This window comes from Bacteroides sp. NGMCC 1.200775, from assembly GCF_040798045.1.
GTDB classification, from domain to species: Bacteria; Bacteroidota; Bacteroidia; order Bacteroidales; family Bacteroidaceae; genus Bacteroides; species Bacteroides hominis.
In genome coordinates, this window is record NZ_JASCQK010000005.1 from 62,296 (window position 1) to 88,732 (window position 26,437).

Annotated in this window: 19 protein-coding genes; 15 read left to right on the forward strand and 4 right to left on the reverse strand. The window is 43.0% G+C overall.

Annotated elements, in window-relative coordinates; translation table 11 throughout:
- Positions 1-51 precede the first annotated feature (51 nt).
- The 6 genes from rnr to QK890_RS14095 all read left to right on the forward strand — a co-directional run bounded on the left by rnr (position 52) and on the right by QK890_RS14095 (position 7,088).
- On the forward strand, positions 52-2,196 hold the full coding sequence (rnr, locus tag QK890_RS14070) for a ribonuclease R (RefSeq protein WP_165016808.1): 2,145 nt from the start codon (positions 52-54) through the stop codon (positions 2,194-2,196).
- Positions 2,197-3,037: 841 nt separating this feature from the next.
- Positions 3,038-3,505 carry a hypothetical protein gene (locus tag QK890_RS14075; RefSeq protein ID WP_186993714.1) on the forward strand — a complete coding sequence of 156 codons (468 nt, stop codon included), beginning with the start codon at positions 3,038-3,040 and terminating at the stop codon, positions 3,503-3,505.
- A 124-nt stretch (positions 3,506-3,629) separates the two neighbouring features.
- A complete protein-coding gene (locus QK890_RS14080; RefSeq protein ID WP_186993713.1) occupies positions 3,630-4,592 on the forward strand; it encodes a toxin-antitoxin system YwqK family antitoxin in 963 nt (320 codons plus the stop codon).
- A 71-nt stretch (positions 4,593-4,663) separates the two neighbouring features.
- Positions 4,664-5,809 (forward strand): DUF5991 domain-containing protein, encoded by a 1,146-nt coding sequence (locus QK890_RS14085; RefSeq protein ID WP_367627415.1) that lies wholly within the window; start codon positions 4,664-4,666, stop codon positions 5,807-5,809.
- Between the two features lie 190 nt (positions 5,810-5,999).
- Positions 6,000-6,485: an RNA polymerase sigma factor gene (locus QK890_RS14090; protein ID WP_005782877.1), complete on the forward strand. Its 486-nt coding sequence runs from the start codon at positions 6,000-6,002 to the stop codon at positions 6,483-6,485.
- 6 nt (positions 6,486-6,491) lie between these two features.
- On the forward strand, positions 6,492-7,088 hold the full coding sequence (locus QK890_RS14095; RefSeq protein ID WP_122143215.1) for a hypothetical protein: 597 nt from the start codon (positions 6,492-6,494) through the stop codon (positions 7,086-7,088).
- 277 nt (positions 7,089-7,365) lie between these two features.
- Here QK890_RS14095 and QK890_RS14100 read toward each other — a convergent pair whose 3' ends face one another.
- The gene (locus QK890_RS14100) at positions 7,366-9,831 is read right to left on the reverse strand and encodes a glycoside hydrolase N-terminal domain-containing protein (protein ID WP_122143217.1); all 2,466 of its coding nucleotides are present in this window, start codon (positions 9,829-9,831) and stop codon (positions 7,366-7,368) included.
- A 106-nt stretch (positions 9,832-9,937) separates the two neighbouring features.
- Between QK890_RS14100 and QK890_RS14105 the strand changes: the two genes are divergently transcribed.
- Positions 9,938-10,411, forward strand: coding sequence for a pyridoxamine 5'-phosphate oxidase family protein (locus tag QK890_RS14105; RefSeq protein WP_005782870.1), 474 nt, complete (start codon positions 9,938-9,940; stop codon positions 10,409-10,411).
- Between the two features lie 104 nt (positions 10,412-10,515).
- On the opposite strand, the gene cysK is transcribed toward QK890_RS14105, so the two are convergent.
- Together cysK and QK890_RS14115 are read right to left on the reverse strand one after the other, a co-directional pair.
- Positions 10,516-11,463 carry a cysteine synthase A gene (gene cysK, locus QK890_RS14110; protein ID WP_032531534.1) on the reverse strand — a complete coding sequence of 316 codons (948 nt, stop codon included), beginning with the start codon at positions 11,461-11,463 and terminating at the stop codon, positions 10,516-10,518.
- A 144-nt stretch (positions 11,464-11,607) separates the two neighbouring features.
- A complete protein-coding gene (locus QK890_RS14115; RefSeq protein WP_005782868.1) occupies positions 11,608-12,420 on the reverse strand; it encodes an alpha/beta hydrolase in 813 nt (270 codons plus the stop codon).
- A 173-nt stretch (positions 12,421-12,593) separates the two neighbouring features.
- Here QK890_RS14115 and QK890_RS14120 point away from each other — a divergent pair, with 173 nt between their 5' ends.
- The 5 genes from QK890_RS14120 to QK890_RS14140 all read left to right on the forward strand — a co-directional run bounded on the left by QK890_RS14120 (position 12,594) and on the right by QK890_RS14140 (position 17,883).
- Positions 12,594-13,979, forward strand: a complete 1,386-nt coding sequence (locus tag QK890_RS14120) for a DUF4932 domain-containing protein (protein WP_367627416.1) — start codon at positions 12,594-12,596, stop codon at positions 13,977-13,979.
- A gap of 220 nt (positions 13,980-14,199) precedes the next feature.
- Complete coding sequence (ychF, locus tag QK890_RS14125) at positions 14,200-15,303, forward strand: redox-regulated ATPase YchF (protein ID WP_005782865.1); 1,104 nt, start codon at positions 14,200-14,202, stop codon at positions 15,301-15,303.
- 168 nt (positions 15,304-15,471) lie between these two features.
- On the forward strand, positions 15,472-16,401 hold the full coding sequence (locus QK890_RS14130; RefSeq protein ID WP_022010942.1) for a ketopantoate reductase family protein: 930 nt from the start codon (positions 15,472-15,474) through the stop codon (positions 16,399-16,401).
- Positions 16,402-16,411: 10 nt separating this feature from the next.
- Positions 16,412-17,245 (forward strand): prolipoprotein diacylglyceryl transferase, encoded by an 834-nt coding sequence (gene lgt / locus QK890_RS14135; RefSeq protein ID WP_032543399.1) that lies wholly within the window; start codon positions 16,412-16,414, stop codon positions 17,243-17,245.
- A complete protein-coding gene (locus tag QK890_RS14140) occupies positions 17,242-17,883 on the forward strand; it encodes a chloramphenicol acetyltransferase (RefSeq protein ID WP_005812487.1) in 642 nt (213 codons plus the stop codon). Before lgt ends, QK890_RS14140 begins: the two co-directional genes overlap by 4 nt.
- Here QK890_RS14140 and mutS read toward each other — a convergent pair whose 3' ends face one another.
- Complete coding sequence (mutS, locus tag QK890_RS14145; RefSeq protein WP_005782858.1) at positions 17,884-20,499, reverse strand: DNA mismatch repair protein MutS; 2,616 nt, start codon at positions 20,497-20,499, stop codon at positions 17,884-17,886. It lies immediately after the preceding gene.
- A gap of 1,376 nt (positions 20,500-21,875) precedes the next feature.
- Between mutS and leuS the strand changes: the two genes are divergently transcribed.
- The 3 genes from leuS (at position 21,876) to QK890_RS14160 (ending at position 26,359) form a co-directional block, all read left to right on the forward strand.
- Complete coding sequence (gene leuS, locus QK890_RS14150; protein ID WP_367627417.1) at positions 21,876-24,707, forward strand: leucine--tRNA ligase; 2,832 nt, start codon at positions 21,876-21,878, stop codon at positions 24,705-24,707.
- Positions 24,708-24,721: 14 nt separating this feature from the next.
- Positions 24,722-25,621: a YitT family protein gene (locus QK890_RS14155; protein WP_005783550.1), complete on the forward strand. Its 900-nt coding sequence runs from the start codon at positions 24,722-24,724 to the stop codon at positions 25,619-25,621.
- Positions 25,622-25,822: 201 nt separating this feature from the next.
- Positions 25,823-26,359 (forward strand): Crp/Fnr family transcriptional regulator, encoded by a 537-nt coding sequence (locus QK890_RS14160; protein WP_032540933.1) that lies wholly within the window; start codon positions 25,823-25,825, stop codon positions 26,357-26,359.
- Positions 26,360-26,437 lie beyond the last annotated feature (78 nt).

A 26,437-nucleotide genomic window follows, 5' to 3' on the forward strand; every position in this document is an offset into this window, starting at 1 on the left:
ATTAATATTTAATCGCTTACTTTGTACTGATTGATATAAAACGAACCGATTATGGCTAAAAAGAAAGAAAAAAAAGCCGGCAAAAGAATGAAGAAGAAAGAACTGTCAAAGGTGGTTCTCGATTTCTTCCATGCCAAACAAGACGAGGTTATCAGCCTGAAATATATTTTCTCGGAACTGAAGTTAACCACTCATCCGCTAAAAATGCTCTGCATGGATATCCTGTCCGATCTCCTGGCCGATGACTACATTACCGAAGTAGATAAAAACAAATATAAACTAAACAATCACGGTGTTGAGATGACCGGAACTTTCCAACGTAAAAGCAACGGGAAGAACTCGTTTATCCCCGAAGGAGGCGGAGACCCGATTTTTGTCGCCGAGCGTAACTCCGCTCATGCGATGAATAACGATAAGGTGCGCATCGCCTTTTATGCCAAACGTCGCGGACGCGAGGCCGAGGGAGAAGTGATCGAGATACTGGAACGCGCCAACGATACATTTGTCGGCACACTGGAAGTGGAGAAATCATATGCCTTCCTCGTCACGGAAAACCGTACGCTTGCCAACGACATCTTTATCCCTAAAGATAAACTGAAGGGCGGAAAGACCGGCGACAAGGCAGTGGTAAAGGTCACAGAGTGGCCGGACAAAGCTAAAAACCCGATCGGACAAGTGCTCGACATTCTTGGCAAAGCCGGTGACAATACGACTGAGATGCACGCTATCCTGGCCGAATTCGGATTGCCATACGTCTATCCGCAGTCGGTAGAAAAAGCCGCAGATAAGATTCCCGCAGAGATTTCCGCCGAAGAAATAGCCCGCCGCGAAGACTTCCGGAAAGTAACCACCTTCACCATCGACCCGAAAGACGCCAAAGACTTTGACGACGCTCTTTCCATCCGCCCGTTGAAGGACGGACTTTGGGAAGTCGGCGTACACATTGCCGACGTGACGCATTATGTCAAAGAGGGAAGCATCATCGACAAAGAAGCCGAAAAGCGTGCAACTTCCGTTTATCTGGTAGACCGCACCATACCGATGTTGCCCGAACGTCTCTGCAACTTCATCTGCTCGCTTCGCCCCAACGAAGAGAAACTTGCTTTCTCTGCCATATTCGATATCACGGAAAAAGGAGAAGTGAGAGACTCGCGCATTGTACACACGGTCATCGAATCGGACCGCCGCTTCACTTACGAAGAGGCGCAACAGATCATCGAAACCAAAGAGGGTGACTTCAAGGACGAGGTACTGATGCTCGACACCATAGCCAAGGCCTTGCGTGAAAAGCGTTTTGCGGCAGGAGCCATCAACTTCGACCGTTACGAAGTGAAATTCGAAATCGATGAAAAAGGAAAACCCATCAGCGTTTACTTTAAGGAATCCAAAGATGCCAATAAGCTGGTAGAAGAGTTTATGCTGCTTGCCAACCGCACCGTAGCAGAGAAAATAGGCAAGGCACCCAAAGGAAAGAAGGCCAAAGTACTGCCTTACCGTATCCACGACCTTCCTGATCCGGAAAAGCTGGACAACCTCGCACAGTTCATCGCCCGTTTCGGTTACAGACTTCGCACAAGCGGAACCAAGACGGATGTCTCTAAATCGATCAATCACCTGTTGGACGACATACAAGGAAAGAAGGAAGAGAACCTGATTGAAACCGTATCTATCCGTGCCATGCAGAAAGCGCGTTACTCTACGCACAACATCGGTCATTATGGACTGGCTTTCGACTATTACACCCACTTCACCTCTCCTATCCGACGTTTTCCGGACATGATGGTGCACCGGTTGGTAACCAAATATATGGATGGCGGACGCAGCGTATCGGAAACGAAGTACGAGGATCTGTGCGACCACAGTTCGAACATGGAACAGATTGCAGCCAACGCCGAACGTGCTTCCATCAAATACAAACAGGTGGAGTTCATGAGCGAACATCTGGGACAGACTTATGACGGAGTGATCTCCGGCGTAACGGAATGGGGACTTTACGTAGAACTGAACGAAAACAAATGTGAGGGCATGATACCTATCCGCGATCTGGACGATGATTATTACGAGTTCGACGAAAAGAACTACTGCCTGCGCGGTCGTCGCAAGAACCGTATCTACAGCCTGGGAGACGCGATCACTATCAAAGTGGCACGGGCCAATCTGGAGAAGAAACAACTGGACTTCGCACTGATAGAGTAACATTTTGTCAAAATGATAATCGGGACCCGCTCAGATTGCCTTATTTCTGGCAAGAGTACGTCCGCAAAGAAAAATCGCCTTCCACACGGATCGGCGATTTTCTTTTTATTATCCGGATAAGGGAAGTTGGCACAAAAGCGAAAGCATAAGTACATAGAAGCCGGACAAAGAAAAAGAAATAAAGGATATAAGGAATCATTTTATCTTTTCCTAAGCGCTCGCCATTCGGAAGCAACCAGAGAAATATATGGATTCACGCCGCTCCGAAACACCGGTAAAAGAAGATGTGAAACAAAAGACCTTTATTTTTCTTCAAAAGAAGTAAGCATTTCACCCGAAAGAAGTAAGCATTTTCGGAAAGTGCTTACTTCTTTTCGAGAAAAGCAAGGGGCTTCAACCCGAAAAGCCTGGGTTTCCGATCCCCTAAGCCCGGCTGTTGGAGTCCAAAAATCTGTTTTTGTGTTCCTGTGCTCCCTATCAGCCCGATAAAAGAGAAAGTACATGTAAGCGGAAACAGCCATTTACTCACTTTTTGAAATGAAACACAGACAAAACGTAGCAACCGGATTATCCGAAGAGTCTTAATATATAAAACTCATTCCGGTAATGTATCCAAGGTGCCGTGCAATTCTTTGATGAAGTGTAAATGCGACAGTTCCTCTTTTTGCCATATATATTCGTACTCGCTTATTAACTCAGCTCATCTCCGCTTCATCATTTAGCATTTCAACAATAAAACCAATTTTCATTCGGTCATCGGAATTAAAAACAGTATATTTGCCGCTAACTAAACAAAGTCGTAATACGGAGTAAAGCAACTCAATAAAAGAACATCACAAACATGCTTGGAATAAAACTGATCATAGCAATACTATTTGTAATCATCGCATTACTCAGCATCTTCTTTGTAATTATCAGAGCAATCAAGAATAATAAGAACTGGAAAATAATAGAACCTGAACTTATAAAGAAAGTTCAAAAGTCCACCGGGCAAGAAATTATACATACAATGACTTTAAACGCCAGCGACTCAACTGACTTCTCCAACGGCAAGGGTTTCTTACTATGGATAGCATTTACATCTGACTACACAGCTTTTATCAATAAGAGCTATATTGCCGATAGCGGTAATGGACATGTTTATCTTTCAAGAAGAATGGATACTTCAATGAAAAGATTAGAGAAAAGATTTATGGAACTTGAGTTCAGGAACAAGGAATCCGCAGAAATAATAAAATTAGACGTACTGGTCCGTCCCAAAGATATAGAGATACTAAGCGCATTTATTCCCAATAAAAAATCTTTGTAAAGATTGACAGTACAAAGACCGATCGGGCAACCCTGTATCGAACGTACTTTCATCCGCTACGGCAGATAAAGGCAGAATGCAGATATTCCAATTATTTATTATCACAAAATAAACCAAGAAATCAATGAAAAAAGTTATTCTTTTACTCTTACTCGGAGCATGGGTATTCACAAGTGTTGCTCAGGAAAAGGTATTTCAAGTAAACGAAGTGTCCGTCATTAACTATGGTGACGGACGGTTGCTGTTCCGGGAACTGAACGAGGAAAAAACACCGTTACAGGGCGAATACCGCATCATCGACGGCTATCATTCGGAATATATCCTGGCTTCTTTCAAGAATGGCATGTACGACGGGCTGTATCGCCATTTCAAGAGGAATGTTCTTGCGGAGGAAAGCACATACAAGGATGGATGGAGAGAAGGCTATCGTAAAACATATTATGGCGACGGCAAAACCCTGCAGGGCGAAGGAACGTTCGTGGAAGGAAAGTTGCACGGTGTCTGTAAGTCATACTATCAAAATGGAAAAGTCGAAACGGAGGTCTGCTATAAAATGGGAGACCAGGACGGACGCGACCGCAAATACAATGAGGAAGGAAGCCTCGTGCGCGATACTTATTATAAAGATGGCAAGCCCGATGGAAATTGGGTGGAGCATCTGTCCGGTAGTATTGATTTCACCCGTCGCAGCAGCTATAAAAACGGATTGCTGACGGGCGAATATTCTGAAACGCTAAAGAATGGAAATCTCCGTAAAAAAGGTACTTACAAGGAAGGCAAAAAAGACGGAATCTGGATCGAATATCGCCGTGATACGGGCATCCCCGAACGTTCGACTACCTACCGGGCAGGGGAAAAGACAGGAGAAGAGATTCGCTATTTCACTGATGGAAAGCCCGAAAGCTCCAAAAATTACCTGAATGGCAAGTTGGAAGGCATTAGCCGCGAATATTATTATAGCAACGGCCAGCTAAAGTCGGAATTCACCTACAAAGCCAACAAACAGCATGGCCCTTTTAAATATCTGAACGAGGACGGAACCGTCCGCGAAGCAGGCCGTTACGAAAACGATATGCGGAAAGAGTAATTCTGCCGGAACCAGTATGGAAGGCGGTTTTACATTTATAGATAGGAATATGAATAAACACATTTGTTTTTATGAATAGAAAGTGGATCTTAATAACATTGTGCATTATACTACTATCCGGTTGTATAAATTTTGGGAAACGTTCGTCCACTCCGAAGACTCAATCACCCGGCAACGAAACCGAACAATCAGAACACGCCATCAGTCAGCATTGGATTGGGAGCTATTCTTTATATATCCTCTCAGGAGAAACCATTCAAGAAGATGCCAGCAACATCGGAGTCGGTTATGATTTTGAAATTCAGGATTCGATGGTTTCTTTTACAGCAGAGGGCTTTCAGACGTTTTTCGTGTGTGAATGCTCGATCCGGGAAAGCAAAGATCAGTTGTTGTTACTCTACAAAAGAAAGATTGAAGAGACTACTACCGTACCTTTTAGAAACGAGGGCGATACGGTTGCCCTGATTACCTGCGAACAGGGAAAATATTATGTGCAAAGCCCGGTCATTCCGGTTGCCGGATGGGTTTACAATCAAAAGATATTGCTGGAGAAGGAGCCGGTTAATACATCAGAGGAATCGGATCATGGCTCGATCCCGGAAATAACCTATTGGCACGAGGACTTTGAATATGGCACTGAAGAAGATCATTTAGACCGTTGGGTCATTCCCATTGACGGAGCTGAATTTTTAGCTGCATCGGCTAACTATAAGAACATACAGCCGGACAGCACGGTTCAGTTACCCACTGATCAAGGGAGCTATTCTGTTTCACTGGAAAATGGGCACACAAAAGTGTTATCCGATTGCTATGAACAATCCGATGCGTATCGTAAATACCTATACAAAGGATATCTTGCAGAAATGAATTGTTATGTATTCGAATACGAAGGCCTTGAGTGGGAAGGAATTTCATACGTCTCTAAAGCGAACGGGGAAGAATACGGTCTCCGCACCCAAGCTTTGTTCTCTTTGAATCAGAATTGTTATTGTGTGGATGCATGCACCGAGCTTGAAGGCGAAAGAGCCGGAATTATAAAGGTATTTCAGGTCTCAGGCGGCGAATTCAAATTCATGTTCGGCTTATGGTCGGACAAGATATTCCCGCAAACCGTTTGCTGGAAGGATAACATCACTCTTTATGTGAAAGCCCTCCGGGAGGAAAATGGCGCAGATCAAACTTATTACTATAAGATACCTTTGGATCAGGTACAATGATTCATTTTTGGTAAATGACCGATAAAGAGGCTATCTCAAAATTTTATTTTTGAGTTCAGCCTCTTGTTTTATTGTCTATTGCTTTTCTTACCTAATCTTTTTATACTCTTTTCCCTCTTATTCTTTTATAATAAAGCAATCTTGTAATAATAACATCGTTCGCCCGACTATAAAGTAAAGATTAAAACAAATGAAGTCGAACAAAAATGAATTTCTGAAGATGTTGACTGCCTATCAGGGGATTATCCACAAGGTAAACCGGGTATATTTCAGATCGGAAGCGGACAGAGAGGACAACTTTCAGGAAACCGTCTATCAGCTCTGGCGATCTTTCCCGGCATTGCAGAACAAGGAGAAACCCGCATCGTGGATCTATAGGGTAGCAATCAATACCTCTATTTCGAAAATAAGAAAGGATAGTCGCATCGAGTTCCATGACTCGCCGCCGGAGGGAGAGACCGTTGACCCTTGGGAACAGCAGGAACAGGACGAAAACTGGCAAAGACTTGTCAATGCCCTTCAAAAACTGAATGAAATAGACAAGTCTATCATGCTGCTTTATATGGAAGACTATAGTTATGAAGAAATAGCAGAAATAGTGGGAATGAGCAGCTCCGCCGTCGGCGTAAAGATTCACAGGCTGAAAAGCCGATTACAAAAACAATTTAAAAAGTAAAGCATCATGGAAGCACATGACATTAAAGAAACCTGGAAAGCGGGAGTGGAAAAGAATATCAAACCGTATCCCGAAGAGAAACTGAACGAGATGGTAATCAAATCCGCGAGAAAATCAATCAAGACAGTGTATCCCGGAACCGTCTTCCGACTCGTTGTGGTCGCCGTGGTTGTTTACCTTATTGTAATGCTGTTTATAAGAGAGCAAAGCATGGAAAGAGCGTACGTGGATATAGCCGCTTTGGCCGTATTGTCCGTTTCCTATTTCCTTTGGGAACGTTCCGCTTACAGAATGCGGAAATACACCAACGGCATGGCTGTAAAGGAATGGTTGGAATACCGGATAAAAGAAGTTGAGAAAAGCGTAAAGTTCAATACCAAATATGGTTGGATCGTATATACGTGTTCCTTTCTCTCGGCAATGGGCTTCTATGTGTTCTATCTGATGGCAATGAATATAACTCCCGGTATATTGAACGTCGTAGTTGTCCCACTCGGCATAGCCATTTACCTGCTGATCATAGACCGTTCTTTAGGACGGAATTACCGGAAAACCCTCCGTAAACTGAAAGATTTATATAAACAGTTTGAAGTGGAGGATTGAAAACAACTATATCAAGGAAACGAATCATCATCGAGCAGGCACAGGCACTTACTGTAAGCACCGGTACATCCCCATCCGACCGGAAATCAGAAAGCAAAAAAACAAGTAGACCCGGTCGGTCGGAAGATGAAAGTCGGAAAGACGGACTTTTATCTTCCGGCCGATCCCGGAAAAGAGGAAACATTATTATCCCAAGCATCCATCAACGTTCTTGCTGAAAGGTGAAAAAGAGAAATGACGCCGCTTCAGAGACAGCCGGTCATTGCCCCATGCCGGACTACCGCTTAACCGTAAAGACCTGACTCTGACCTGCCGGAATTACAACTTCCTTCACCTTCCGCCCGATCTTCAAACGGCAGGCATTTCCCTGTTCGGAAAATACCTTTACCACAGTTTTACCTGATTTACTCCAGGCAATATCTATAATAAAACCACCGCGGGCACGCAGCCCCGTAACCTTTCCTTCTGCCCATACATCGGGTAATGCCGGCAGAACGTCTATCACACCGTCATGGCTCTGCAACAACATTTCCGCCACACCGGCAGTATACCCAAAGTTACCGTCGATCTGGAAAGGGGGATGTGCATCGAACAAATTCTTATATAATCCCCCATGCCGATTTACTTCCGGCCCGAAGTCGGTGGGGGTGAATAAATTCCGTATAATACGGTAAGCGTGATTTCCATCGTGCATACGGGCCCACATGTTGATCTTCCATCCCATACTCCAGCCCGTAGCTTCATCTCCACGCAATTCGAGCGTACGGCGGACTGCACTGACAAGTTCGGGTGTCTTGCCCGGTGTTATTTCACATCCCGGATGGAATCCATACAAGTGTGACAAATGGCGGTGGTGCGGTTCTACTTCATCAAAGTCTTCACTCCACTCCATAATCTGCCCCCGCTTTCCGATACGGTAAGGCACCAGTTGCTTTGCTCCCATTACGTGCAGCAAGAGAGTATCGGCAGGAGGAAGAATAGAATCGGCAGCTAAAATCGCAGCTGCTTCAGCCGTATTGCTGAAGAGTTCACGAATAATGGCCATATCCATCGCCGGAGCCGGAGCTACGGCCGAAGTTTTCTTTTCCGGAGTCAGAAACTGATTCTCGGGTGAAACTCCCAACGGAGTTTGCCACATCCCGTCTTTTTCCACCAGCCAGGCGTTATAAAACCGTGCGGCATCGCGCATCAGCGGATAGGCGGTCTCACGGAGAAACTTCTTATCCCCCGAAAACAGGTAATGATCCCACAAATGCCGGCAAAGCCAGCCGGCACTCATATTCCACATAAACCAGGTAGGTTCACCGTCTGCCGGTCCCGACTCACGCCAGATAGAGGTGATATGATGGGAAGTCCAGCCGGGAAGGTTATACATCTTTGTAGCTGTAGCGGAACCATTGACCGCAAGTTCCCGAATCAGTCGGAAAAGCGGTTCACTGCACTCAGGCAGTCCGGTGGTTTCGGCCGGCCAGTAATTCATCTCAGTATTGATATTAATGGTATAACTGCTGCTCCATGCCGGAACCACATCCTTATTCCATATACCTTGCAGATTGGCGGGTTGTCCGCCTTCACGTGAAGATGCTATCAGCAGGTAACGCCCATACTGAAACAAAAGTGCTGCCAGAGCATTGTCCGGATTGTCCCTGAATCCGATAATACGGCGGTCGGTAGGCAGACCAGAATAGTCTTTCTCCGATTTCAAAGTCAACGCCACACGACCGAACAGCCGTTGATAGTCCGCCAAGTGACGTTTCTTCAGATCTTCATAAGGCAGTTGCCCGGCAACGGAAAGAATCGTATCCAACTTGGCCTGATAATCACTGCCGTCCTGTGAAGGACTTCTATCAAAGCCATTATAGCTGGTGGCAGCAGCAACCAAAAGAATTATTTCACCCTCTCCGCTCACTTTCAACTGATTGTCTTGCAAGGTGGCATTTCCTTTCAGTACCTTCACCCGGCTTTGGAAAAACATCCCTTTGCCGCCAACCTCATCGGCATACAGCACTTGTTTGTCGGTCTTTCGGCGTCCGTGACTATCGAAAAGTTCCGGATGGCGATCTGTCAATCCGTTCTTTTCGAGGAAGTCCAGCGTCCGCCGCTCTACACAACCCGGAGCCTGTCCCGAAAGAATCAACTCTTCACCCGTACCATCAACTTTCGCTGTCGGATGCTCCGATGTATAGCTCACCGCTACATTTACAGGCGACCGACGTGAAGCAGAGATACGAATCACCATTACCCGGTCCGGATTGGATATAAAGTATTCACGGGTATAGCGGATGCCTCCTGCCTGATAGCGAATAGTATGTACGGCATCTTGCAGATTCAGTTCACGCACATAGTTTTCCACCTTTCCCTGAACATCAAAGCTTAGAAAAAGGTCGGCCAGAGGTTGATAGCTCTGCGAAAGCCTGCCTTGCCAGTTCCGGGTTATCAATCGGTGGGCACCCGCATAATCGCCATGGTTCAACAAGGCAAGCACTTCATTGTATACACTTCCGATAGAAGGTACGCCAACACCGGAAAAAGGTTCACCGCTATATAGTGTGCTTTCATTCAGTTGCAAATGTTCTCTCCCGGCATCTCCGAATACCATCGCACCCAAATATCCATTTCCCAAAGGAAGAGCTTCATTCCAGTTGGCAGCAGGCTGCCGGTACCAAAGCGAAAGATTATTTCCGCCGAACAACAGGCAAGCTTCCAGTAAACAAAAAAGAGTGGTAAAAATGTGTTTCTTCATAACTATCAGGGTTAATTCATTTCAAAAACTGTATTTCTATATTCCCGGAAGGCAAAGTTATTAAAATAAATTTCCATCTTTGTATTCCTATCAAGAGAATATAGTTATGAAGACAGTAATCATTGAAAACAAAGAGCAGGTAGAAGAAATTATCTCCCGTTGCGATATTTGCTTTGTCGGTATCACCGACCTGGAAGGCAACCCTTATGTGATCCCCATGAACTTCGGCTATCAGGATGGAGTGATCTATCTGCATTCCGGCCCCACAGGCAGCAGCATCGATATGCTGGCAAAAAATAACCGTGTCTGCATCACTTTCAGTGTAGACCACGAATTGGTATTCCAGCACCCCAAGGTGGCATGCAGTTATCGGATGCGGGCCAAAAGTGTGATTTGCAGAGGACGCGTAAACTTTATCGAAGACCTGGAAGAAAAACGTGAAGCGCTCAATATATTGATGCGGCATTATAGCAGCCGGGAATTTGTATACTCAGATCCGGCAGTGAGAAATGTAAAAATCTGGGAGATACCGATTGAAAACGTTACGGCAAAAGAGTATGCGGTGCCGCATACGAAATAAATTCACCACAGATTACACGGATTCACTCAGAATTTTGATCCGATAGTTAGTAAGACGAATCATTAATCTGTGCAAATCCTGTGTAATCTGTAGTGAACAATGCATCAGAGCGGATACTCCTCGAACGCATATAAGATTGTCGACAGATAGCGTTCACCTGTATCCGGCAATAATACAACAATCAATTTTCCCTCATTCTCCGGAAGTCTGGCTAACTCGGTAGCTGCATATACTGCCGCCCCGGAAGAGATTCCGACCAAAAGCCCCTCTTTAGCAGCCAATTCACGACTGGTACGGATAGCATCATCGTTTCCTACCTGTTTAATCTCGTCTACCACAGCAGCATTATAGGTTTTGGGTATAAATCCTGCTCCAATACCCTGTATCTTGTGCGGACCGGGAGCACCACCCGATAATACCGGTGAATCGGTAGGCTCTACAGCCACAATTCGTACAGTAGGATTATGCTCCTTCAAAGCAGCCCCTACTCCACTTACGGTACCTCCCGTTCCTACTCCGGCCACAAAGATGTCCACCTTTCCATCGGTATCTCTCCAGATCTCCTGTCCGGTAGTACGTACATGAACCGCAGGGTTAGCCGGATTTTCGAACTGTTGCAGAATGACAGATCCGGGAGTAGCCGCTTGCAGTTCCTCAGCCTTGGCAATGGCTCCTTTCATCCCGTTTGCTCCCGGAGTAAGTACAAGCTCCGCTCCTAACGCCTTCAGCAGGTTCCTGCGTTCCATACTCATCGTGTCGGGCATGGTCAAGATCAGCTTATAGCCTTTGGAAGCAGCCACAAATGCCAAACCGACTCCGGTATTTCCACTGGTTGGCTCTATAATAACAGATCCTGGCCTCAACGTCCCCTTCACTTCGGCATCTTCAATCATGGCCAGAGAAATACGGTCTTTCACACTTCCGGCCGGATTGAAATATTCCAGCTTTGCCACTACACGTGCTTTGAGCCCTTTACTTGCGTTATAATTACTCAACTCCAGTAACGGAGTGTTACCGACTAAATCTGTCAGCTTCTTTGCTATCTTTCCCATATCTATCTATTATTAAATATCTGTTTATTAGTAATAGGACAAAGGTAGTGCAGATTTGGTTCATTCTCAATACCATAAGTATGGTAAATTCGTACTACGAATGAGGGAGAAATATCTTTCTAAAGAATCCAACCGAACCGCCGGTTACATTCCGGACACAGTAAAACGACGAATATAATTCGCCACCAGACAACAACCCGGAGTATATACCTGTCCGTGATCAAAGCCTTGCAATTCGTAAAGTGATACTTTCTGATTACCAATATTCTTCAGTACTGAAGCCAGCAAAGCATTTTCTTCGTAACGGTCGGCCATTTCCAAATTCCGGTCACCGGTAATCAATATAAAAGGAGGTGTATTCTTACGGGCTTTGTTGCAAGGCGCATACCGGTCTATCACCGGAATGCCTTCGGGCAGCGCGCGTTCTTTACGTATGGTGAAATGTGTAACAGTCTGCCCGCTGATAGGAAGATACGCAGCTATGCTGTCAGCATCTACTCCATATTTCCGAAGATATGATTTATCTAATCCGACCATTAAAGTCAAATAACCTCCGGCCGAATGTCCGGTAACAAAAACACGTTTGGGACTACCTCCATATTCTTCTATATGTTTACAGGTCCAGGCAACGGCAGCGGCTGCATCATCGGTATAAGCAGGGTTTTTAGCTTTAGGACTAAGCCTGTAATTGACAGCGACTACTGCAAATCCTTGATTCATAAACATCTCAGGAATGTGTTTTCCTCCCCCTTCCAATCCTCCGCCATGAAACCAGACAATCGTTGGAAAGTCTTTTTTCCCAACCGGATAATAGACATCAAGTTTACAGCGTTCCTTACGGTAACCATCCGTTTCCCCCGCAGGAATATACGAAATGTCTTTTACTGTTTTGTACGTCTCCTGTGCCTGTAAGGTGAAGGCAACGAACAGGAGAATAAATGATAAATACTTTTTCATGTTATTAAGTGTTTGTGAATTACTTGGGCAAATATAATACAATAACGACACTGTTTGAAAAAATAATAGCTTCCTTTATACACTCAATATCAAAAAAGTATAGAGAAGTGGCTGTATTAATTCCTATTTAATTACCTTTGTCAATATCATAACCTCCAAACACTTATTTCAATATGAGAAAGATCACCCTCATTATGTTTACGCTGCTAATCTGTGCAGCACAACAGGTAAAGGCACAAACTGACAGTATGCTCATCCAGCCGACAGTAGATAAGAGAGTCGAACTACTTAGCATTGTTTTCCGTTTAACGGGTAATCCGGAGTATAGCAAAAACGATTTCAAACTCTACACAGACCGCATCGAATCGCATTTTTCTCCATATAAAAACCACGAACTTATACTATTCGTACGCTCGTTGGTCAAGACTGACGGTGTTTCATACGATGCAGTGATGAGTATGGCTGTCAATCTCGACGACCAGTTCAATCTGCCCGAAGATTATGGTTCACTGGACTCTCGTTGGAATAGGAATCAAGTAGGGTCATTCATCAAACTGTTAAAGAAGTTTGTCAAAGACAGTCGTTTTGATGCCTTTTATCACTCAAACGAAAACTTATATAAAGAGGCTGTAAATCGTTTTATGCCTATTTACAAAAACATAGATATCCAATGGTATAATGACTTCTATGGGCAGAAGTCCAACGACCGGTTTCACATTATACTTTCAATGGGCAACGGTTCGGGAAATTACGGACCGAGTGTCACTGACAAGGAAAACGTACATAATGTCTTTTCAATCATGGGAGCATGGGTTACCGATTCCGTAGGAATGGTTGTTTATCCATCTGAATTAATCTTACCAATTTTAATCCACGAATTCAACCATTCGTTCGTAAGCTTCGATCCGGAAATGTTCCGCACAAGCGGCGAACAGATTTATGCTGCGGTTGGCGAACAAATGGCGCGCCAAGCCTATGGACAATGGTCTATTGTCCTCACCGAAGCAATGGTACGTGCGGCAGTCATAAAATACATGAAAGACCATAACTTCCCGGCTGTCGAAATCACCAAAGAAACCGTCATACAAAAAACACGTGGCTTTGTCTGGATAAGCAAGCTGGTCGATGAACTTGAGAAGTATGCCTCTGACCGCACGACATACCCGACTCTCAACAGCTATATGCCACGGCTGGCAGAAGCTTATACAGGCTTTGCCCAATATACCGCAAACTATGATTCTATCCGTCCCAAAGTAGTTTCGATCGACGAATTTACCAACGGCGATACAACCGTTCGGAGCGACATCAAAACTATTACTATCCACTTTGACCGTCCTTTGGTGGGCCGCGGATACTCTATCAATTATGGTCACCTCGGAATGGATGCAATGCCCAAGATTTTAAACGTCAACTACGCCAATGACAACCGTACTGTGATTATCGGAGTAGAATTGTTACCCGGAAAAGAGTATGGAATCACTCTTTTAGGGCTTTCTTTCCGCACTCCGGAAGGAGATGGCATAAAACCCTATGAAATTTCTTTCAGAACGGCACAGTGACACAAATTCTCTCTCATTGTCTGTGATCCAGGTAGTAAAAGGCAATCCCATTTTGGACAAAAAGGGAAAGCAGATGACTGCATTAGCCTAAAATTGATTATCTTTGCACCCCAAAACGGAATATTATCAGAGTAATTGCTCTTTTTCAACTTTATAGGGTTACTCTTCCATTTGATAGAAATACACAACTGATTGATAATATAAAAAAGATTATAATATTATGGCATTGCAATGTGGTATTGTCGGACTACCCAACGTAGGTAAGTCAACACTTTTCAATTGTTTGTCCAACGCGAAAGCACAGGCGGCAAACTTCCCTTTTTGTACGATCGAACCGAACGTGGGTGTAATTACTGTACCCGACGAACGTTTAAATAAACTGGCCGAATTGGTACATCCCAACCGTATTGTTCCTACAACGGTAGAAATCGTAGATATCGCCGGACTTGTGAAAGGTGCCAGTAAGGGCGAAGGACTGGGAAACAAATTTCTGGCTAACATTCGTGAAACCGATGCCATCATCCATGTACTCCGTTGCTTTGACGATGATAATGTAACTCATGTGGACGGAAGTGTGAATCCGGTACGGGATAAAGAAATCATCGATTACGAGTTGCAGCTAAAAGACCTGGAAACCATCGAGAGCCGCATACAGAAAGTGCAGAAACAAGCCCAAACGGGAGGTGATAAAGCTGCCAAGCAAGCTTATGACGTACTTGTGCAATTCAAGGATGCGCTGGAACAGGGCAAATCGGCACGTACAGTAACTTTTGAAACGAAAGACGAACAAAAAATAGCAAAAGAATTGTTTCTGCTTACCAGCAAACCTGTAATGTATGTTTGCAATGTAGACGAAGCAAGTGCAGTCAACGGAAATAAATATGTGGACATGGTACGTGAAGCCGTTAAGGACGAAGATGCCGAAATCCTCGTGGTAGCCGGAAAAACAGAGGCTGACATCGCCGAACTGGAAACTTACGAAGACCGCCAAATGTTCCTCGCCGAGATCGGTTTGGAAGAATCGGGCGTAGCACGCCTTATTAAATCGGCCTACAAGCTGCTGAACCTTGAAACTTATTTCACTGCCGGCGTACAGGAAGTACGTGCCTGGACTTACGAAAAAGGTTGGAAAGCCCCACAGTGCGCCGGAGTAATCCATACCGATTTTGAGAAAGGATTTATCCGCGCAGAAGTAATCAAATATGAAGACTTCTTGCAATATGGCTCGGAGGCTGCTGTTAAAGAAGCCGGAAAGTTGGGCGTAGAAGGAAAAGAATACGTAGTACAGGATGGAGACATCATGCACTTCCGTTTCAATGTATAAGACATCTATTTTCAATTATAGACTGAGGAGCTGATCAAATGGTCAGCTCTTTTTTTCTCCTCCCCTCAAAACGAAAACTCCCCGCTTTCTAACACTATCTTCAAGCAAATCATTATCTTTGCGCCCGTATATTATGCCTAACAAGCAACACAAGAAAATATCATGAACATGGAAAGTACTAACAGACTTCGTTATCTTATCGCAGGAACCGGAGGCGTAGGCGGAAGTATCGCCGGCTTTCTGTCACTTGCCGGTAAAAACGTTACCTGCATTGCCCGCGGAGCACATCTGCAAGCGATACAACAGGACGGACTTAAACTGAAATCGGACTTAAAAGGTGAACATACATTACGGATGGACGCTTGCACGGCAGAAGAATATAACGGAAAAGCTGACGTGATATTTGTATGTGTTAAAGGATATTCCGTAGACTCCATCACAGAACTTATCAAACGGGCTTCCCATGAAAATACAATTGTAATTCCTATATTAAACGTATACGGTACCGGGCCGCGCATACAACGTCTGGTACCGGGAATCACTGTATTGGACGGATGTATCTACATCGTAGGGTTTGTTTCCGGACCGGGCGAAATCACTCAGATGGGAACTATTTTCCGTTTGGTATATGGGGCACACCGCGGAACTGTCGTTCCTGTGGGAATGATGGAAGCCGTACAGAAAGACTTACAGGAGAGCGGCATTAAAGTTGAAATCTCTCCCGATATTAATCGTGATACCTTCATTAAATGGTCTTTCATCTCGGCTATGGCAGTCACCGGAGCCTATTATAATGTTCCGATGGGAGAAGTGCAGAAACCGGGTAAGGTACGCGACACTTTCATTGGACTCTCTACCGAAAGTGCAGCCCTGGGAAAGAAACTTGGAATCGAATTTAAAGAAGATATAGTCACATACAATCTGAAAGTTATCGATAAGCTGGCTCCTGAGAGCACGGCATCCATGCAAAAAGACATAGCACGCGGACACGAATCAGAGGTACAGGGTCTGCTTTTCGATATGATAACAGCAGCTGAAGAACAGGACATTGATGTACCTACCTATCGGGAAGTTGCTAAAAAATTCATCAAACTATAAAGAAATAATTATGAACAACCTTCTTTTATCTATCAATTGGAATCCGAATCCGGAATTATTCAATCTTTTCGGCATCTCAATCCGTTATTACGGATTACTGTGGGCTATCGGAATATTCTTTGCTTATGTGGTAGTCCACTATCAGTACCGTGATAAGAAGATAGACGAAAAGAAGTTCGAACCGCTTTTCTTTTATTGTTTCTTCGGCATCCTCATCGGAGCACGATTAGGACATTGCCTGTTCTACGATCCGGCATATTACCTGAATCATTTCTGGGAAATGATACTTCCGGTCAAATTTCTTCCCGGAGGCGGATGGAAGTTCACGGGATATGAAGGACTGGCCAGCCACGGAGGTACGCTCGGACTGATTATTGCCCTTTGGCTTTACTGCCGTAAAACAAAGATGAATTATATGGATGTGGTAGACATGATTGCAGTAGCCACTCCTATCACAGCTTGTTTCATTCGCCTTGCCAACTTAATGAACTCTGAAATTATCGGTAAGGTAACAGATGTATCCTGGGCATTCGTTTTCGAACGGGTAGACATGCAACCCCGCCATCCGGCACAGCTTTACGAAGCAATAGCCTATTTTATCTTATTCCTGATTATGATGTTCCTTTATAAGAACTACAGCAAGAAACTACACCGGGGATTCTTCTTCGGACTTTGCCTGACAGCCATCTTTACCTTCCGTTTCTTCATTGAATTCCTGAAAGAAAATCAGGTGGACTTTGAAAATGGTATGGCACTGAATATGGGACAATGGTTAAGTATTCCGTTCGTAATCATCGGTGTTTACTTTATGTTTTTCTATGGAAAGAAAAAGAGTGCAAAATGAAACATATTATTGATATTAAAACCTGGGAGAGAAAAGAAAATTACGAGTTTTTCCTTGGTTTCCAGAATCCTACTATTTCTATTACTTCAGAAGTAGAATGTTCGGGTGCCAAAACCCGTGCCAAAGCTGCCGGAGAATCCTTCTTCCTGCACTATCTTTATGCCGTGTTGCGTGCTGTCAATGAAATTAAAGAATTCCGGTTCCGCATCGATTCTGAAGGACAGGTAGTCTATTTCGATACAGTGGATATGCTGACTCCCATTAAAGTGGCAGATAACGGACGTTTTTTTACTGTACGACTTCCCTGGCATCCTGATTTTAAAACTTTCCATACAGAAGCCAAAGCCATCATTAACAGAATAGATCCGGATAAAGACCCTTATGAAGCAGAAAAGACAGGAGGTAATGATCTACTGGATGTAGTGCTGCTCAGCGCCACTCCCGATTTATATTTTACCTCACTGACCTGTACGCAGGAACATCGTCACGGTAGTAATTACCCGTTGATGAATGCAGGTAAAGCCGTCATAAGAGGTGGTGTATTAGTGATGCCCATCGCTATGACCATTCATCATGGGTTTATTGACGGACACCACTTATCTCTATTTTATAAAAAGGTGGAAGAATTTCTTAAATAATTATTTGCCCCTGACTATCTTTTTGATATCGTTCAGTTTGTTTAATGCTTCAATCGGAGTCAGATTATTCACATCCAGATTAAGTATCTCATCCCGGATCTGACATAAGACCGGGTCATCAAGCTGAAAGAAACTCAACTGCATACCTCCACGATTCTCACTGACTTCTGCCAGCGGCTTACCTGAAATTCCCTGCTGGCGGTTGTCAGATTCGAGCTGCTTCAGAATTTCATTGGCACGTTTCACTATACTTTTAGGCATACCGGCCATCTTGGCCACATGGATACCGAAAGAGTGCTCACTTCCACCCCTTTCAAGTTTCCGGAGAAAAATAACTTTGTTATCCACTTCCTTAACCGATACATTATAATTCTTTATACGTTTAAAGGATTTCTCCATCTCGTTCAGTTCATGGTAATGGGTAGCGAAAAGTGTACGTGCTTTTGCCTTCGGGTGCTCATGAATATACTCCACAATGGCCCAAGCTATAGATATTCCGTCATAAGTAGAAGTACCACGTCCCAATTCATCAAACAAAACGAGACTCCGGGAAGATACATTATTCAAAATATCAGATGCTTCATTCATCTCGACCATAAAAGTAGATTCTCCTACAGAGATATTGTCACTGGCACCGACACGTGTGAATATCTTATCCACCAATCCGATATGAGCACTCTCGGCCGGAACGAATGAACCAATCTGTGCAAGCAGGGTGATCAATGCAGTTTGCCTTAATAGAGCCGACTTACCGGCCATATTCGGACCCGTAATAATGATAATCTGCTGCGTTGCATTATCCAGCATCACATCATTAGCTATGTATTTCTCTCCAATCGGCAATTGCTTTTCAATTACCGGATGACGCCCTTGACGAATATCCAGCACATCACTGTCTTCAATAACCGGACGGATATAATTATTCTCTTTAGCTACATTGGCAAATGACAGCAAACAGTCAATGCGTGCTATTTGGTTAGCATTGATCTGAATGGCAGGAATAAACTCACTCAGCGCTTGCACCAATTCTGTATACAAGCGGGTCTCCAATACCAATATCTTATCTTCTGCACCCAGGATCTTTTCTTCATATTCTTTCAATTCCTGAGTAATGTAGCGCTCTGCATTTACCAATGTCTGCTTGCGTATCCACTCTTGCGGCACTTTATCTTTATGTACATTCCGCACTTCAATATAGTATCCGAAAACACTGTTATAGGCAATCTTCAAACTTGGTATTCCTGTCAGTTCGCTTTCACGCTGCTGTATCTGAAGCAAATAATCTTTACCCGAGTAAGCTATCTGACGTAATTCATCCAGTTCCGGATTCACTCCGTCTTTAATGACTCCTCCCTTATTTATCAACAAAGGAGGATCATTATTAATTTCCTTCTCAATGCGGTCGCGAATAGAAATACAAAGATTTAACTGCTCTCCAATACGATTCAAACTGGGGTTATCAGCTTGCCGGCAAGCCTCTTTAATAGGTTCAATTGCTTGTAAAGCAACTTTTAACTGTACTACCTCACGTGGAGAAACCCGCCCGACGGCCACTTTCGAAATGATACGTTCCAAATCTCCAATCCGATGCAACTCGTCTTCGATCAACTCCCTGAAATCCGGTTTACGAAAAAAGTATTCTACTACATTTAATCGATCGTTAATAGGCTTCTCGTCTTTTAACGGAAATACCATCCAACGCTTCAGCAGACGCGCTCCCATAGGGCTGATAGTTTTATCGATTACATTGAGAAGGCTACTTCCACCATCATTCATGCTACCGATCAACTCCAGGCTGCGCACTGTAAATTTATCAAGACGTACATACTTGTCCTCTTCAATACGGGCTAATGAAGTGATATGCCCCACCTGAGTATGCTCCGTCATGTCCAGATATTGCAGAATAGCTCCGGAAGCAACAATACCGTTTTTAAGATGCTCAACTCCAAATCCTTTCAGATTTTTCGTCTCAAAATGTTTCAGTAACTTCTCCCGGGAACTGGATTCGGTAAATACCCAGTCATCCAGTTCAAAAGTAAAAAATTTACTTCCAAAGTTTCCTTCGAACATTCCACGTTTTCCACGTTCAAAAAGAACCTCTTTTGGGGCAAAATTATTCAGCAGCTTATCTACATAGTCAAAAGGTCCTTCTGCAGTCAAAAACTCTCCGGTAGAAATATCCAGAAATGCTATTCCACAAGCGGATTTTCCGAAATGAACAGCAGCCAGAAAGTTGTTTTCTTTATAATTTAAAACGTTATCATTGATAGAAACACCGGGAGTGACCAACTCCGTAATGCCACGCTTCACCAACTTTTTCGTTGTTTTGGGATCTTCAAGCTGATCACATATAGCCACCCGCTTACCGGCACGGATCAGCTTCGGCAAATAAGTATCTAATGCATGATGAGGAAAACCTGCCATTTCAATGGTTTTTCCTTTCCCATTGGCGCGTTTCGTGAGAGTAATTCCTAATATTTCAGCCGCAATAATCGCATCGGTAGAATAAGTTTCATAGAAGTCCCCACACCGGAACAGCATCACTGCATCCGGATGCTTAGCCTTCAGGTCAAGGAATTGTTTCATCATCGGGGTTAATTCAATATCATTGCTCACGGATAGTCTTCTTTTTTAAGTTCATAAATAACAAGGCAAAGATAAGGGTTTCCTACTAATCTACCTACCTTAACAGATAGTTTTACCATACCTAAAAAGATGTATATTTACTAACCTTACCAATTATCCCGCCAATAAAATCGGTTACACCAATTTCTAAATAAACCTTTCAAAAGGAGGTATATTTATTAATAACTTTATTAATTCCATTAAAATATATTATAATATACCGTTTTTTACCAGAATTATTTGCAGTTTTCGTGGAAAGCCGTATATTTGCAATGTGTTTTTCATAGTATTAGATTTAAGGTTAACAAAGGTTGGAGCAAGGCGTTGCTCCTTTTTTATGTCCCTACTCCATGTCTCATCGGGAATCAAGATAAACATCGTTTCAATCCGATTCACCACAAAAAATAGTAATTAAAGATCCTAAAACATTTAATAAACCGCACTTTTTTCTTAAAACGTGTTATAAAACATGCTTTTATTCTTGGATTATTTGCTATTCCCATGAAAAGCCGTACATTTGCAATGTGTTTTTCATAGTATTAGATTTAAGGTTAACAAAGGTTGGAGCAAGGCGTTGCTCCTTTTTTTATGTCCTTACTCCACAGATTCCAATAATTTCCCTTCCAAATGAATGTAATTCATTCCACACAGATGGTCACACTTTCTTCAAAGAGAGATTATTTTTTCCATTGATAAACAATATCAACCCGTCTCGCAATGGCATATTGAATTAGGAAAATATAAAGTAGCGGAAGATGCACGATACACACTGACAGATCCCAGAAAAAGTGTTTTTGATAATGCGGCGATATTGACTCTTATCGGAAAATGGGATAATAAACTCTTCTTTTCGGCAACAGCCAATAAACAAAATTATCTGCTTTACTATGATCTAAAACCGGTAATATCCGACTCCCCTATCCGCAATATTCATTCGCCATACCGAAAAACACTCATTCATACCTGAATCCATGTCTGATGACGGAAAATATCTGATCTCGTGTGAAATACAGGAAAATGATGAGAATCCGGTGATCATATTGGCCGAAAAATAAAAAAATCGGGATATATTCCATAAAGATTATATCCCGATCGTTATCCTTTCAGCACATCTTCGTGCTCAAACCTATTGAATGAATGTCATCATTTTTATCTTTTGAGTAATCATATGTCTAATCGATGATTACAAATATAAACACTAAAATTTAAATTATCAACAAATATAAGATTTTTATTTTCTGATCCTTCCCTTTCATACCTATTTTGTTTTTTAGCTATCTTCGTGGTTATCTGAAAATAATCATGTAAATTTGCTCCCTCATATTAAAGTATATATTATAAATCACTATAAACAAAAGGTTATCGCTATGGAATATAATTTCAGGGAGATCGAAAAGAAATGGCAGAAAATATGGGTAGACCACCATACCTACCAAGTAAATGAAGATGCATCCAAACAAAAATTCTATGTACTCAATATGTTCCCTTACCCTTCGGGAGCCGGACTGCACGTAGGCCATCCGCTCGGATATATTGCTTCGGACATCTATGCACGTTATAAACGTCTGCAAGGATTTAATGTCCTGAATCCGATGGGTTATGATGCTTACGGACTGCCAGCCGAACAATATGCTATCCAGACCGGACAACACCCTGCAATTACTACCATCAATAACATCAACCGTTATCGTGAACAGTTGGATAAGATAGGATTTTCATTCGACTGGAATCGTGAAATCCGCACTTGCGATCCGGAATATTATCATTGGACTCAATGGGCATTTATCAAAATGTTCAACAGCTATTATTGCAATGATGAAAAACAGGCACGTCCCATCGAAGAGTTAATAGAAGCTTTTAGTACCAACGGAACACAAGGTATGAACGTAGCCTGTGGCGAAGAAATGGACTTTACTGCTGACGAATGGAATGCTAAAAGCGAAAAAGAACAACAGGAAATCCTCATGAACTATCGTATAGCCTATTTGGGCAATACAATGGTAAACTGGTGTCCGCCTTTGGGTACCGTACTTGCCAATGATGAAGTAGTTGACGGTGTTTCCGAAAGAGGCGGCTATCCCGTTATTCAAAAAGTGATGCGTCAGTGGTGCCTGCGCGTATCCGCTTATGCACAACGTTTGCTCGACGGACTTGAAACCGTAGAATGGACCGACTCGCTGAAAGAAACCCAACGTAACTGGATTGGACGTAGTGAAGGTGCTGAAATGAATTTCAAAGTGAAAGATTCCGATCTTGAATTTACCATCTTTACGACTCGTGCCGACACTGTATTCGGAGTTACTTTCATGGTGCTTGCCCCGGAAAGTGAATTGGTATCCCAATTAACGACCCCTGCACAAAAGGCAGAAGTAGACGCTTATCTGGAACGTACCAAAAAACGTACCGAACGCGAACGCATCGCCGATCGTAGTGTTAGTGGCGTATTCTCCGGAAGTTATGCCATTAATCCATTAACCAATGAACCTATACCGGTATGGATCAGTGATTATGTACTGGCAGGTTACGGTACTGGTGCCATCATGGCTGTACCTGCACACGACAGCCGTGACTATGCTTTTGCCAAACATTTCAATCTGGAAATTCGCCCGTTGATTGAAGGTTGCGATGTCAGTGAAGAAAGCTTCGACGCCAAAGAAGGCATCATGATGAATTCTCCCCGTCCGGGAACTCCTGAAGGGGGCCTCGTACTGAATGGCTTAACTGTAAAAGAAGCCATTGCTAAAACCAAAGAATACATCAAAGAAACCGGATTGGGACGTGTAAAAGTAAATTTCCGTTTACGTGACGCCATTTTCTCGCGTCAACGTTATTGGGGCGAACCATTCCCGGTTTACTATAAAGACGGAATGCCTTACATGATCGATGAAAGTTGTCTCCCGTTAGAGTTGCCGGAAGTAGCTAAATTCCTTCCTACAGAAACAGGTGAGCCTCCATTGGGACATGCTACCAAATGGGCATGGGATACTGTCAACAAGTGTGTGACAGACAATGACAAAATCGACAATGTAACCATTTTCCCATTGGAACTGAATACAATGCCAGGCTTTGCAGGTTCTTCTGCCTATTATTTGCGTTATATGGATCCACGTAATCACGAAGCACTCGTTGCTCCTGCCGTAGATCAATACTGGAGAAATGTAGACCTGTATGTGGGCGGTACGGAACATGCTACCGGACACTTGATTTACTCACGTTTCTGGAATAAATTCCTGCATGATTTAGGCATATCTGTAGCTGAAGAACCTTTCCAGAAACTGGTCAATCAAGGAATGATACAGGGACGAAGCAACTTTGTTTATCGTATCAAAGATACCAATACTTTCGTATCTCTGAACCTGAAAGATCAATATGAGGTAACTCCTATTCATGTCGACGTAAATATTGTATCTAACGATATTCTCGATCTGGAAGCTTTCAAAGCATGGAGACCCGAATACGAAACTGCCGAATTCATCCTGGAAGACGGTAAATATATCTGTGGATGGGCTGTTGAAAAGATGAGTAAATCTATGTTCAATGTAGTTAATCCGGATATGATTGTCGAAAAATATGGTGCCGATACACTTCGTATGTACGAAATGTTCCTCGGACCGGTTGAACAATCCAAACCCTGGGACACGAACGGAATAGATGGCGTACATCGTTTCATTAAAAAATTCTGGTCGCTATTCTATGACAGAAACGGCGAGTATCTGGTAAAAGACGAACCGGCTACCAAAGACGAACTAAAGGCACTTCATAAGCTCATTAAGAAAGTAACCGGTGATATTGAACAGTTCTCCTACAATACTTCGGTAAGTGCTTTCATGATCTGTGTCAACGAACTCTCAAGTTTGAAATGCAGCAAAAAAGAGATATTGGAGCAGCTCGTTGTGGTCCTCGCTCCCTTCGCTCCCCATGTTTGCGAAGAATTATGGGATACATTAGGAAACACCACTTCCGTATGTGATGCACAATGGCCGGCATTTAATGAACAATACCTGGTAGAAGATACGGTTAATTACACGATTTCTTTCAATGGCAAAGCCCGTTTCAATATGGAGTTTCCTGCAGATGCCGCCAGCGATGTAATTCAAGCCACCGTACTTGCTGACGAACGCTCGTTGAAATGGACAGAAGGTAAAACACCGAAAAAAGTTATTGTAGTTCCGAAGAAGATTGTTAACGTTGTTATTTAATACCTACACACAAAATGATAAGCAAACCCACAAAATCCGATGTAATGCGAGAGTTGAGAGATTATATCTTTATCACTCTCGGACTGATAAGTTATGCGTTAGGCTGGACAGCCTTTCTTATTCCTTATCAGATTACTACAGGTGGAACAACCGGTATCGGTGCCATCATCTATTATGCAACAGGCTTTCCTATCCAATGGTCTTATTTCATTATCAATGCTGTGCTGATGACATTTGCCATTAAGATACTTGGTCCGAAATTCAGTATAAAGACGACATATGCCATCTTTATGCTTACTTTCTTCCTATGGTTCTTCCAACTGATCATTGTGGACGATAAAGGAGCTCCGCTTCAGTTGGTAGGAGAAGGGCAGGACTTTATGGCTTGCATCATCGGAGCCATCATGTGTGGTCTCGGATTAGGGGTGGTATTTAATAATAACGGCAGCACGGGTGGTACCGATATCATTGCAGCCATTGTTAATAAATACAAGGATGTTACTCTCGGACGAATGATCATGTTTTGTGATATCATCATCATCAGTTCATGCTATTTCATTTTTAACGACTGGCGCAGAGTGATATTCGGTTTCGTTACCTTGTTTATCATCGGCTTCGTTCTGGACTACGTGGTTAACAGCGCCCGCCAGTCTGTACAATTCTTTATCTTTTCGAAAGATTATGCAAAGATTGCCGACCGCATAACGAAAGAAACCCATCGGGGGGTAACCGTTCTTGACGGATTAGGCTGGTATAGCCAAAACAATGTAAAAGTATTAGTCGTGCTTGCCTATAAACGCCAGTCTCTCGACATCTTCCGCCTGGTGAAGGATATCGATCCGAATGCTTTCATTTCACAAAGCTCAGTAATCGGTGTATACGGCGAAGGATTCGACCGCCTGAAAATAAAATAAATCCAGAGCGAAAAAACAGATGAAAATAGAGCGTAGCGAAGAAGTTTGAAACTATATTCGTTACGCTCTATTTTTATTTGATTGAGGGCCAAAGAAAAGCCACATTAAAGCCAAACAGCACAGAATTTCCTCCCAAATATTTCTAAAAAGGAGTCGCAAAATGAATAAACGCGAAACCTTATTTTTTCACAACTTTGCATTATGACAAAAGCTAATTACTTAAATAATCTATTTGAATCCCTGATAGGAACTAATAACCTGTCTATTCCATCCAAGACGATATTGCTGGAAGAAGGTAAGATTGCCGATAGACTGTACTTAATTCGTAAAGGGTGTTTACGTCTTTTTTTCTATAATGAAGGCAAAGACATTACTTTCCAATTCTTCTTTGAGGGAGATTTTGTTGCATCATTCGATAGTTTATATAGACGTAAACCGAGTCTTTTTTCATTGGAAAGTATTGAGCCCACGGAAGTATCAACGATAAAAAGAGATGATTTTTATCATCTTATTGAACAAACACCCTCATTAAAACAAATATATGAAGAAAAGCTCATAGACCGATTTCATGTTTACCAGCAGTTGTTTCTTTCCCGTATAAAGAACACCCCACAACAACGATATGAGGAACTGCTAAAAGAATATCCCGATATTATACAACGAGTTCCGCAACATTACATAGCTTCCTATCTCGGTATTACCCCTGTATCATTATCTCGAATAAGAAAAAGACGTTAATTCATTTCTTTACAATTGTTATCGTACTGTAGGTATCAAATTCATGACCTTTGTATCCGTAAAATCAGCTAATTAAAA

Bases quoted from the DNA above. Each gene is read 5' to 3' on its own strand.
- leuS (WP_367627417.1), top strand. From the start codon at position 21,876: ATGGAATATAATTTCAGGGAGATCGAAAAGAAATGGCAGAAAATATGG.
- QK890_RS14095 (WP_122143215.1), top strand. From the start codon at position 6,492: ATGGAAGCACATGACATTAAAGAAACCTGGAAAGCGGGAGTGGAAAAG.
- ychF (WP_005782865.1), top strand. From the start codon at position 14,200: ATGGCATTGCAATGTGGTATTGTCGGACTACCCAACGTAGGTAAGTCA.
- QK890_RS14160 (WP_032540933.1), top strand. From the start codon at position 25,823: ATGACAAAAGCTAATTACTTAAATAATCTATTTGAATCCCTGATAGGA.
- rnr (WP_165016808.1), top strand. From the start codon at position 52: ATGGCTAAAAAGAAAGAAAAAAAAGCCGGCAAAAGAATGAAGAAGAAA.
- QK890_RS14075 (WP_186993714.1), top strand. From the start codon at position 3,038: ATGCTTGGAATAAAACTGATCATAGCAATACTATTTGTAATCATCGCA.
- QK890_RS14120 (WP_367627416.1), top strand. From the start codon at position 12,594: ATGAGAAAGATCACCCTCATTATGTTTACGCTGCTAATCTGTGCAGCA.
- QK890_RS14080 (WP_186993713.1), top strand. From the start codon at position 3,630: ATGAAAAAAGTTATTCTTTTACTCTTACTCGGAGCATGGGTATTCACA.
- QK890_RS14130 (WP_022010942.1), top strand. From the start codon at position 15,472: ATGGAAAGTACTAACAGACTTCGTTATCTTATCGCAGGAACCGGAGGC.
- QK890_RS14085 (WP_367627415.1), top strand. From the start codon at position 4,664: ATGAATAGAAAGTGGATCTTAATAACATTGTGCATTATACTACTATCC.
- QK890_RS14090 (WP_005782877.1), top strand. From the start codon at position 6,000: ATGAAGTCGAACAAAAATGAATTTCTGAAGATGTTGACTGCCTATCAG.
- QK890_RS14115 (WP_005782868.1), bottom strand. From the start codon at position 12,420: ATGAAAAAGTATTTATCATTTATTCTCCTGTTCGTTGCCTTCACCTTA.
- QK890_RS14140 (WP_005812487.1), top strand. From the start codon at position 17,242: ATGAAACATATTATTGATATTAAAACCTGGGAGAGAAAAGAAAATTAC.
- QK890_RS14105 (WP_005782870.1), top strand. From the start codon at position 9,938: ATGAAGACAGTAATCATTGAAAACAAAGAGCAGGTAGAAGAAATTATC.
- lgt (WP_032543399.1), top strand. From the start codon at position 16,412: ATGAACAACCTTCTTTTATCTATCAATTGGAATCCGAATCCGGAATTA.
- QK890_RS14100 (WP_122143217.1), bottom strand. From the start codon at position 9,831: ATGAAGAAACACATTTTTACCACTCTTTTTTGTTTACTGGAAGCTTGC.
- cysK (WP_032531534.1), bottom strand. From the start codon at position 11,463: ATGGGAAAGATAGCAAAGAAGCTGACAGATTTAGTCGGTAACACTCCG.
- QK890_RS14155 (WP_005783550.1), top strand. From the start codon at position 24,722: ATGATAAGCAAACCCACAAAATCCGATGTAATGCGAGAGTTGAGAGAT.